The 10,559-nt window shown below is 36.2% G+C and carries 7 protein-coding genes; 6 read left to right on the top strand and 1 reads right to left on the bottom strand.

Annotated elements, in window-relative coordinates; genetic code table 11:
• The 3 genes from AC4MRQ_RS13220 to AC4MRQ_RS13210 all read left to right on the top strand — a co-directional run.
• Positions 1 to 486 (top strand): efflux RND transporter permease subunit (locus AC4MRQ_RS13220; RefSeq protein ID WP_491198154.1); only part of this gene is annotated, 486 nt, incomplete at its 5' end.
• A gap of 11 nt (positions 487 to 497) precedes the next feature.
• The gene (locus tag AC4MRQ_RS13215; protein ID WP_491198153.1) at positions 498 to 5,228 is read left to right on the top strand and encodes an efflux RND transporter permease subunit; all 4,731 of its coding nucleotides are present in this window, start codon (positions 498 to 500) and stop codon (positions 5,226 to 5,228) included.
• Positions 5,221 to 5,946, top strand: coding sequence for a hypothetical protein (locus AC4MRQ_RS13210; protein ID WP_491198152.1), 726 nt, complete (start codon positions 5,221 to 5,223; stop codon positions 5,944 to 5,946). The genes AC4MRQ_RS13215 and AC4MRQ_RS13210 overlap by 8 nt, the downstream gene beginning before the upstream one ends.
• Positions 5,947 to 5,998: 52 nt before the next feature.
• Here the strand turns inward: AC4MRQ_RS13210 and AC4MRQ_RS13205 are convergent, their stop codons facing one another.
• Entirely contained in the window at positions 5,999 to 6,268 is a 270-nt protein-coding gene (locus tag AC4MRQ_RS13205) for a DNA-binding protein (protein ID WP_491198151.1), read from the bottom strand.
• Positions 6,269 to 6,529: 261 nt separating this feature from the next.
• Between AC4MRQ_RS13205 and AC4MRQ_RS13200 the strand changes: the two genes are divergently transcribed.
• The 3 genes from AC4MRQ_RS13200 (at position 6,530) to AC4MRQ_RS13190 (ending at position 10,557) form a co-directional block, all read left to right on the top strand.
• Positions 6,530 to 6,964, top strand: a complete 435-nt coding sequence (locus tag AC4MRQ_RS13200; protein ID WP_491198150.1) for a VOC family protein — start codon at positions 6,530 to 6,532, stop codon at positions 6,962 to 6,964.
• Positions 6,965 to 7,456: 492 nt separating this feature from the next.
• Complete coding sequence (locus AC4MRQ_RS13195; protein ID WP_491198149.1) at positions 7,457 to 8,518, top strand: PorP/SprF family type IX secretion system membrane protein; 1,062 nt, start codon at positions 7,457 to 7,459, stop codon at positions 8,516 to 8,518.
• On the top strand, positions 8,503 to 10,557 hold the full coding sequence (locus AC4MRQ_RS13190) for an OmpA family protein (RefSeq protein ID WP_491198148.1): 2,055 nt from the start codon (positions 8,503 to 8,505) through the stop codon (positions 10,555 to 10,557). The genes AC4MRQ_RS13195 and AC4MRQ_RS13190 overlap by 16 nt, the downstream gene beginning before the upstream one ends.
• The last annotated feature ends 2 nt before the right edge of the window (positions 10,558 to 10,559 follow it).

Here is a 10,559-nt window from a genome sequence, read left to right as displayed (position 1 = left end):
GCCTTGATACTATCAATAGTATTGGTTTATATGGTAATGGCATCGCAGTTTGAATCGTTATTACATCCTTTTACAATTCTACTAACGATACCTTTAGCAGGTGTAGGAGCGGTTTGGGCCTTTTATTTATTAGGGCACACTTTTAATATTATGGCTTACATTGGTATTGTGATGCTGGCAGGTATTGCAGTGAACGATTCTATAATATTGGTAGATGCCATTAATCAGTATAAACGCAGTGGATTAGGATTAAAGGAGGCGGTAATCGCTGCAGGTCAACAGCGCGTACGACCAATCTTAATGACAAGTATAACAACCATTTTAGCTTTATTGCCTTTAACGTTTGGCTTCGGAGATAGTGCAGCGTTAAGAGCTCCAATGGCTATTGCGGTAATTGGTGGATTGGTAACATCAACATTACTCACATTGGTGGTTATACCTTGTGTCTACTATGTTTTTGATCAACTGTTTAGGCGTACAAATTAGCATTGACAGGTATGAGAGAGTTAATCAATAGAAAAGTACTTGTCAGCATGTTATTTGTTGCTCTGACTATGTTAGGAGTGATATCCTACAGGCAATTATCATTTGAGCTGTTGCCTAATACAGATTATCCTTTATTGTTTGTTCAGGTGAGAGCAACTACAGAACTCGACCCGAAGCATATGGAGCAGGAAGGAGCAATACCAATCGAAGGATTGATAAGTACACTGGAAGGAATAGAGAAGATTGAAACAAGGGTCAGACCCGGTCAGGCGATGATCTTTGTTTATCTGAGCCGTAATGTTGATGTCAAATACAGTTATCTAAAACTGGTTGAGAAAATTGAAGGAGCATCCGGGGTATTGCCTGAAACAATGGTTGCTCAGGTGTTTAAGGCTGATATAGATCAGGTCAATAGCCAGTTTATGACCGTACAGGTGCGAGGAGAAGGAGGTGTAGATCGAATTCGTAACCTGGTCGAACAGGATATCAAGAGCAAGCTGGAGAGTGTTGACGGAGTATCATCGATAGAAGTATCTGGTGGGCGACAAAAATCAGTTGAGATCATAACCCGGCAGGATGTTTTGGATAGTTACGGACTAACCAGTGGACGAATTCGGCAACTGATAACATCAGGTCAGAATGAGAAAGTGTTTGCTGGTAAGGTCGTAAAAGGGCAAATGCAATATTACGTAACAGCTGAGGCGGATTATACTCATATCAGCGATATTGAAAATATTATTGTTAAATCTGATGGGCCTGTTTTACTGAAGGATATAGCTCAAATTAACTTTAGTGTTAAGGAAGATGATTCCTACAGCCGTGTAAATGGTTTAGAGTCTGTATCATTGGCCATTGCCAGAGATGCGCAGGTTAATATGATTGAGTTGTCTGATAATATGCTCCGTCAAATTGAATCTATCAATACTGATTATGCCGCAATAGGTATTGAACTGGTAGTTGTATCCAATCAGGCCGAAACAATGGAAAGTAACCTGGATGCCATTATTGAACTTGCTTTTGTAGGAGGCATCTTGGCCATATTTGTGCTTTGGATATTCCTGAATAACATTCCCTTGGTTGGAATGGTGATGCTATCGGTACCATTATCGGTTTATGGAGCATTTAATTTCTTCTTTGCATCTGATATTTCCATCAACATGCTCACTTTGGTTGGATTAGCCTTGGCCATTGGTATGCTGCTCGATAATAGTGTTGTGGTGATGGAAAACATTTATCGTGTAGCTTCTTTTGGACGCGATGATGGGGAAACCTGTGTTGTCAAAGGAACAAAGGAAGTTTGGCGTTCGGTTACAGCTGCAACCCTGACTACTATTTCGGTGTTTTTACCTTTTGTGTTTTCAGAGGAGATGATTTTCCGTGAGATAGCAAAGCACATCAGTGTTTCAATTATTTCAACCCTTTTGGTATCCTTACTGGTAGCGTTGATATTAATTCCAATGCTATCGCATTTGTTTTTGTCTGGTATTGTTCGACATCGTATTAGTGCTTTAGAAAAACTCGATTTACACAATAAACTCGTACAATATTATATCCTGTTACTTAAAGCAACATTAAGAAAACCAGCTGTAACAATTATAGGAATTCTCTTAGTGTTTTTTGTGGTGTTGCTCGTAAGTATTGGCATGAGTATTACTACGCAACAAGAAGCAGAAACAACTGAGTTCACAATAAGTGTGGAAATGTCTGCCGGATCAATGTTATCCAACACAGATAAGGTGGTTCGTGAAATCGAAACACGACTGGAGTCGCTTGAAGAAAAGGAAGATATCATTACTCAGGTGTATGAAGAGGAGGCATCTGTTTCTATAAAACTGCAGGAGGACTATAAAAGTATTGCTAAAAGAACAATACCTGAAATCAGATCTGATATTCAGGAACGGATCAGTGAGGTTGAAGGTGGAGAAATAAGCTTATCGCAAAGTTCATCGACTGCTATGGGAGGCGGTGGTGGTTTTGGATCGAATCCCGGGATGGGTATGATGATGTTTCTGGGTTTGGGTGAACAAGAAGAAAAGGTGGTTATTAAAGGTGAGGATTATGATCAGATGCTAATGGTAGCTAACGATATTAAGTATTACCTGGAGAATAACGTCGATAACCTGCAACGCGTTAGAGTTTCATCAGCAAACAGACGCCCTGAAATACATTTGGGTATGGATGCCTTTTTAATGGGCATGATGAATATATCACCATCCAATGTTGTATCAGAGCTTTTTACATTTCGATCTGAGGTAAGTTCAGGTGGGCAGCTAAAAGTTGATGACGAAACTTATGATATTATCATGAGGACTGTGGATGATGATCAACCCGATGAGACGCCTCCTAAAACAATGGGAGACTTGGAGAAACTTAATGTAACCAATAATCAGGGTGCTATTGTGCCATTACGTGATTTCTCTGAAATTAACTATGCTTCGGGAAGAACAGAAATACTAAGAGTTAACCAAGAGAAGCAAATCGAGGTGACTTATCGCTTTACCGATGAAGTAAATAACTCTAAAACTTTGCTGGAAGATGCCAGAGTGCAAGTAGACGAATTAGTAGCATCAATACCGGTTTCTTCAAAAGTTTCTTTAAAGGTGGTGCATGAAGAGGATATGTTTGCTGAATTTAAATTTTTGGGTTTAATCGGCTTGCTGTTGGTGTTTATGATCTTAGCTTCTGTTTTTGAATCATTAACAGCACCTGTTGTCATGCTCTTTTCAGTACCACTGGCAGCAATTGGATCTTTATTAGCGCTGGTGTTGACAGGTAACTCATTGCTTAATATCAATACTTTTATTGGCTTCTTGATTTTACTTGGAGTTGTAGTCAATAACGGAATCTTATTGATAGATTATTCACGGCAGTTACAACGAGAAGGGCATAATCATGCGCGCGCATTAATGCAAGCTGGTATTTCACGAATTAGGCCAATATCTATAACAGCTATCACTACAATAATTGCTATGTTACCGTTAGCCATGGGTAAATCTGAATACGTTGGAATATTAGGAGCTCCATTTGCGATTACTGTAATTGGCGGATTAAGTTTTAGTACAATACTTACGCTTGTTTTTATGCCAACTTTTGCTTTTGGAATGGATTCAGCATTATCATGGATGCGTGGATTATCCTTGTGGTTAAAACTTGTTATTTATGGAGGATGGACAGGCGGATTGTTGTTGGTTTACTTATTTTCGGATGCGTCGTTTGCCTGGCAATTGTTATATGGAGTTTTGATTATAAGTGGAATTCCTACAGTTGTGTATTTCATCAAATCATCACTGCGAATGGCTAGCTTAAGGTTAATAGATCAGGATGATACAGTTAGTATCACAATTAGAAATCTGGTCAAGATCTATGATCGGGATAGTCGTTTTTTGCGTGAATATAAAGCCAGACTGGTTAAGCAAGCCGAATTAAGAAAGAAAAAATCCTTACCGGAAAATTATCTGATTAAGAAATTGGTGTGGCAAATTCCATTGCTTGTATTTGCAGTATATTTCACATGGTATTATCTGGAAACTGCGTTTTGGGGTTTGATCTTTACCATTCTTAATTACTACGTATTTATTGGTATATATAATGATTTGGCCATTTTCTGGAGAAATAAAGATATAAATAAAGACCTAAAGTGGGATTTGAGAATACAAAAGGGGTTCAAGTATTTTTATCCTTTATTAGGGTCAATATTATTAACACTTTGTTGGGATGCCTTCACACTGGCTATTATTGCAGGATCAGTATGGTATATCCTGATTATTTTTGTTTTATCAGGGAAGAAGCTAAAACAAGAGAGAGTAAATATAGAACGTATCACTGGGCGTTTTTCAGGTTGGAGACGCACATATTACCGGATGTTGAGAAGTATACCGGGAATTGGAAAACAGAAAACACCTTTTAAGGCATTAAAAGGAATTTCATTGGAATTTAAAACCGGAATGATTGGACTGCTTGGACCTAATGGCGCCGGTAAAACAACTTTAATGCGAATCATTTGCGGTATTCTGGAACAGAGTTACGGTAAAGTGTACATTAATGGATTTGACACTGCTGAGCATCGCGAAGAGTTACAAGGTATGATTGGCTATTTGCCTCAGGAATTTGGAACCTACGAAAACATGACAGCATTTGAATTTTTGGACTACCAGGCTATTGTTAGGGGTATTGCAGAAGATGTTGTTCGTTCAGAACGACTTGAGTATGTGCTTAAGTCAGTACACATGTGGGAACGTAAAGATGACAAAATCGGATCATTTTCAGGAGGTATGAAGCAACGAATTGGTATTGCAATGATTCTGCTTCACTTACCTAAAATACTTGTAGTTGATGAACCAACAGCCGGACTAGATCCGCGTGAAAGGATCAGGTTCAGAAACCTCTTGGTTGAGTTAAGTCGCGAACGTATTGTACTGTTTTCAACTCATATTATTGAAGATATTTCAAGCTCATGTAATCAGGTGGCTGTTATGAGTAAGGGAGATTTGAAATATTGGGGTGAACCGGAACAAATGGTTAAAATCGCTGATAACAGAGTTTGGCAGTTCGATGTTCATGCTGATGATTTTGATGCAATCAATAAGGAACATCTGATTGTTCATCATATGAGAGACAGTAATCATATCAAGGTACGCTGTTTGTCCGATCAGTGTCCAGTGGATAATGCTGAAAGCGTTGGTGCTGTTCTTGAAGATGCCTATATATGGTTGTTAAAACATAACAGAGAAAAGAATGAATAAAACATCATTTATAAATCCATCCAAACTAAGATTGCTAATTAAGTTTATCAGGTATAACTTAAAAATTGTCTTTGGTAACAAGTTTGTATATTTTCTGGGTGCATCATTGATTTTTTATCTGCTGATAACCTCAATTAGTTTGTTCGCTGCAGATTCAGTGAGTGTGGAGGGCGTTTATTTTCAATTGATGTTCCCAGCCTTCCTGCTGATATTTTTCCCAACTACTTATGGTATACAGAATGATGAAGATGCCAGAATTCTTGAGATACTGTTTGGTATTCCTAATTACCGCTATAAAATATGGCTGGTCAGATTGTGTATGGCCTTTTTCATGGTATTCTGGTTTATCTTTCTGATGACCAACCTGAGTAGTGTTCTTCTCATAAATGTACCTATATGGGAGATGACTTTAAGGCTTATGGTGCCTGTTATGCTATTTGGTATGTTAGGCTTTTTTTTCAGTACAGTGGTGAAAAATGGAAACGGTACAGCTGTAATAGTGGTGCTTATTGGTCTGTTAGTTTGGATTTTAAACGGGTTTTTGGAGGCAAGCCCCTGGAATATCTTTCTAAACCCATTTGAATTACCATCTGGAATGAGCGAAACGGTTTGGGTAAGCATAGTACAAAAACATATTCGAACCTGGTTAATTGTAGCTTCCGTGGCAGCTCTTTGGGGCTTGTTAAATTTGCAGCGCCGTGAACGTTTTATAAAATAAAGACATAAAAAAAGCGCCAATCGGCGCTTTTTTTTTATACTAATGTTAGATTTTAACTGTGTATAACAGGCTTTTTGCCTTCAATAATGTCGCGGGCCATATCCAGGATAGTTGTGTCATCTAATTCTACAATTCCACCGTCCGGTCCTTGCTCGAGATGTATCCCTACACTTTTCCCTCGATCATAGTTGGCGCCGCCAAAGTAATTTCTTACTGTTTCTACGTCGAGGTTTAACTCATCAGCAATTGAATGAATGCTTCCATCAGGCAGACTATCTTTAATCTTCCTGAGTTGATTAAATGTGATTGTTCTTGTACTCATATTGAAAAGGTTTAATAGTAAATATAAGTCTGTAATAAAAATAGAAAATTAAATTGGAAATTAAAATTTACTTCATGCTATTTGTCTTTCATGTTGCCAATTTTAATAAATATTTAACGTCTGTTTCAATATTTTTTCTTAGCAGCAATGATTAATAAACTCAAATGACAGAAGACTATTTTTAAGACTGGATTTATTGCTGGTGATTACTTATTTTTAAAAGGTCTAAATAATATCAATAGAAATTAAAATTAAAAGATTATGGCAACAGTTAATCCGTACATTACCTTCAAAGGTAATTGTGAAGAAGCCTTTGGTTTTTATAAAAGTGTTTTTGGTGGTGATTTCGAATATTTAGGACGATTTAAGGACATGCCATCTGAACAACCATTACCAACAGAAGAGGCTGATAAAATAATGCACATCTCTTTACGAATAAGTAAAGAAACAGTTTTGATGGGGAGTGATGCGTCACCAGCATTCGGACCTCCATGTGAAATTGGTAATAATATATCCATATCAATTAATACGGAGAGTGAAGATGAAGCAAAAAACATTTTTAATGGCTTGTCTGCCGGAGGTAAAATAAATATGCCCCTTGAAAAGACTTTTTGGGGTGCGTTATTCGGAATGTTTACCGATAAATTTGGTATCAACTGGATGGTAAACTACGAGTACGAACAACCTGCTAAATAATTTTATTCTAAGATGAATGAGGAGTCCGAAAAAAATATTTCGGACTTTTTTTATGCCTTTATATCGGCACAGGTATTACTAGAGATTTTTAATTGCATTGTTACTTATGTAGATAATAGCCAGAAATTGGTTTTATTCGTTTGTAATATAACAATAATGAACATTTATATTATCTATTAATTCAGATGTTTTGTTCTTTTTATAAGAATATCTCCCTTCAAAAAATAACTTTAAAAAAATTAACAAATTTTTGTGTTTGTTAGATATAAATGTTAAATTTCGTTACGTATTTGCAAATATTGATTGATTTATAGGTGGTTGGAGTGACCTGTTTTATAGTCCACGTTTAAAAGTAAACGGTAGAAAAATCCTTCTACTTGCAGAATGATGAATTTATAGAGTTTTAAAAATTGCTATAATTCCTAATCAGTTAAGTTAATTGTGCTGATAAGGGTTTTGATATGATAAAATATCAAATCTAGCTATTGATTAATGTTGCCTATGGTTATATCTACAAAATTTATCAGTACTAAAAAATCCATCGTATTAGGGAAGCTGTTCTTCATATTGTACATCTGTTCAATAATGAATCAAATCGAGGCTCAAGGTGTATATTTCTCCCAATATTATTCCTCTCCCTTAGTTTTAAATCCTGCATATACCGGACAACATGAAGATAAATTCAGAATAGTAAGTAATACACACGTACAAGGAAATTATTTTAATGAAAATGTAATATCAGGAACACTTAGTTACGATCAGCAAATAATAATTAAACGTGCTGAAATAGGTGTTGGAGCTTGCTATACATACGACCGTTCATTAGCAAGTAACTTTCCTAAACAATCCATTAATCTTTCATTTGCTTCAGCATTAAGTGTAAGTGAAAGATCTGGTTTAGGTTTGGGAATTCAAGTTGGATACAATAACATGTTTATTTCGTACGATCACCTCAGTTTTCCTGAGCAGTACAATCGTGATACAGGGGGATTTGATACTTCTCTTCCAATTTCAGAAAACTTTGATGAAAACAACTCTGATTACGTAAATGTAAATGCCGGATTGGTATGGAGTTATAAAATGTCCAAATCATATCTTAGTACCGGGATTTCTGTACGACATTTAAATTCTCCTTCCTATCATTTAACTGACATCAAAAGTTCTATTAGTCAGAGGTATATTTATCATGTAGTTTATAAGAACTATGCCAATAATCAATTTCATTTTACACCAAGATTTTTATTCAGTCATCAAAGTTCAATCAATTACTTTATGGTTGGTTCAAGTATGCAAGTGAATAAAGATTTTGGTTTGGACAGCGCTAAAGGATATTTTTTTGGTGCTTATTATGCTTTCAGAGAGGAGATTGATGCCAATTCATTGATTGCTGTTTTGGGTTTTGAGAAAAGAATGTTTACAGCAATGCTGACTGGCGATTTTAATATCAATAAAAAAGTTGGGAATGTGCATAATCAAGCTTTTGAGATCACATTCATCATCAGAAGACCTGCTTTGGTTTTACGAAAAACGATAGTTCCATGGGTAAGTCATTAATTCTTAAAATCATTCTCATACTTATATTTGCAGGATTTGGTTACTCTGCTGTTTGTCAACAGAATAAGGTTGATGAATTAAAAAAATGGGAATTAAGTGATTATGCGGCTAGTGCAATAAGCCAAAACGACATGTATTCAGCAATGGTATTTTATTCTGAAATTCTGAATCGTGATCCTGACAAAGCTGAGAATATTTTGCAATTGGCGCATTCGTATTATCAATTGAGAGATTATGAAGAAGCTTTGACTTTATATCAAAAATTGACGGAAGCGAATGAACCAACAGCAACTATTTCCAAGGTTTTTATTTCGAAATGCTACATGCATGATGGTCGTTATGATGAAGCCAAACAGTTATTGCGTAAAATTAGATCAGAAGCAAGAAAAGGAAATTCAAATAAGAGTGATTTATATTCGATAGACGTTTTATTAGAAAGTTGCGATTATGCCATATCATTGAAAGATTCGATTTCCAAATTTGAGCTTAATTTACTTGAGGCTGGTGTCAATAATAAACACAAGGAGCTTAATCCTTTTCTAATTAATGATAGTTTATTGGTTTATGGAAGCTGTATTCAGGATGAGATACAATTTCAAAATGAGGAAGAAAATCCCCGGTTTCACTTTTATAAGAGTGAATTAACAGGTGACCATTGGATAAAAGGTGATAAAGCCAACGCTCCATTCTTTAATTTTGAAAATGCACATACTGGTGATGGTTGCTTTTCAATTGACAAGAAGCGGTTTTACTTCTCAAAGGCCATGAAAAACTCTTTTGGCCAACTCATTTATCAATTATATGTGACTGAGTTAAATAATAATCATTGGAGTGAGCCTGAAAAGCTAACATCAGATATCAATCTCGAATATTATTCGACCTGGCAGCCAACTATTGGTACATGTTATGACCCCGATCTGGAAGTACTTTATTTTATATCAGACCGGAAGGGTGGATACGGTAAGACAGACATATGGTATAGCATATATGACACCAATACAAAAAGCTATACAAAGTGTATAAACGCAGGTATTTATATAAACACATCTGGTTCTGAGATAACACCGTACTATGACCTTTCGACGCATACCATGTATTTTAGTTCGGATGGATGGATAGGATTGGGTGGCGTTGATGTTTTTTCAACAGTGGGTGAGACCACCAATTGGCAAACACCTGTTAATCTTGGTTTAGGGATTAACACCAGTTTCGATGATCAGGATTTTTATATAGCTAATAGAGGTAATTATGGTTTTATAACGTCGAACAGGCCATCTCCTCTTTATTTAACTAATGAAACCTGTTGTGACAATATATATAGCTGGCAGAGGCAATTGAATGCTAAGCGCAGAGTGAAAGGTCAGTTAATGCAAACCCGATATCAAATCGGAAAGATGTCTCACTTGTCGATTGAAAAGCCGGATAGTGTAATGCCTTTGTCCAAAATTCCACTTAATGTTTTCATAAATAAGGATACAATGGATTATGTGTATATAGATAAAATCCACACTGACGATGATGGCAGGTTTGAATATTTAGCACCGATAGACTATAATTTAAAACTCGTCATTGATGATCCTGGAGTATTGGATAAAGAAATAACATTAGAAGCTAATGCGGAATCAGATAGTGATATTGTAATTAAAACAGAACCTGTTAAAACACTTCCCCGTCAACCAATCATTTTGAACAACATCTACTATGCAACAAACAAATTTAGTTTAACTGAAGAAAGCAAGGCAAATTTAGACAGTACCTTACTAAAGTTGCTGCTTGAATATGAAGACTTATCTATTGAGATTATATCTCATACAGATAGTCAGGGAACATCGAATTATAATCTAAAGTTGTCACAGCGTCGGGCAGGTAGTGTAACGAAATACCTAACTGGCAATGGAATTAGTAAGCATCGTTTAATAGCGATTGGAAAAGGAGAGAATGAACCTATAGCTGAAAATACTAATCCAGATGGTTCAGATAACCCGGAAGGCAGAGCACTGAACCGACGAACTGAGTTTAAGGTGCATCACACAAAATAATC

The sequence above is a fragment of the Carboxylicivirga sp. genome (genome assembly GCF_982718395.1).
This window is presented reverse-complemented; position numbering and strand designations above follow the sequence as displayed.

Bases quoted from the DNA above. Each gene is read 5' to 3' on its own strand.
- AC4MRQ_RS13210 (WP_491198152.1), top strand. From the start codon at position 5,221: ATGAATAAAACATCATTTATAAATCCATCCAAACTAAGATTGCTAATT.
- AC4MRQ_RS13200 (WP_491198150.1), top strand. From the start codon at position 6,530: ATGGCAACAGTTAATCCGTACATTACCTTCAAAGGTAATTGTGAAGAA.
- AC4MRQ_RS13190 (WP_491198148.1), top strand. From the start codon at position 8,503: ATGGGTAAGTCATTAATTCTTAAAATCATTCTCATACTTATATTTGCA.
- AC4MRQ_RS13195 (WP_491198149.1), top strand. From the start codon at position 7,457: ATGTTGCCTATGGTTATATCTACAAAATTTATCAGTACTAAAAAATCC.
- AC4MRQ_RS13205 (WP_491198151.1), bottom strand. From the start codon at position 6,268: ATGAGTACAAGAACAATCACATTTAATCAACTCAGGAAGATTAAAGAT.
- AC4MRQ_RS13215 (WP_491198153.1), top strand. From the start codon at position 498: ATGAGAGAGTTAATCAATAGAAAAGTACTTGTCAGCATGTTATTTGTT.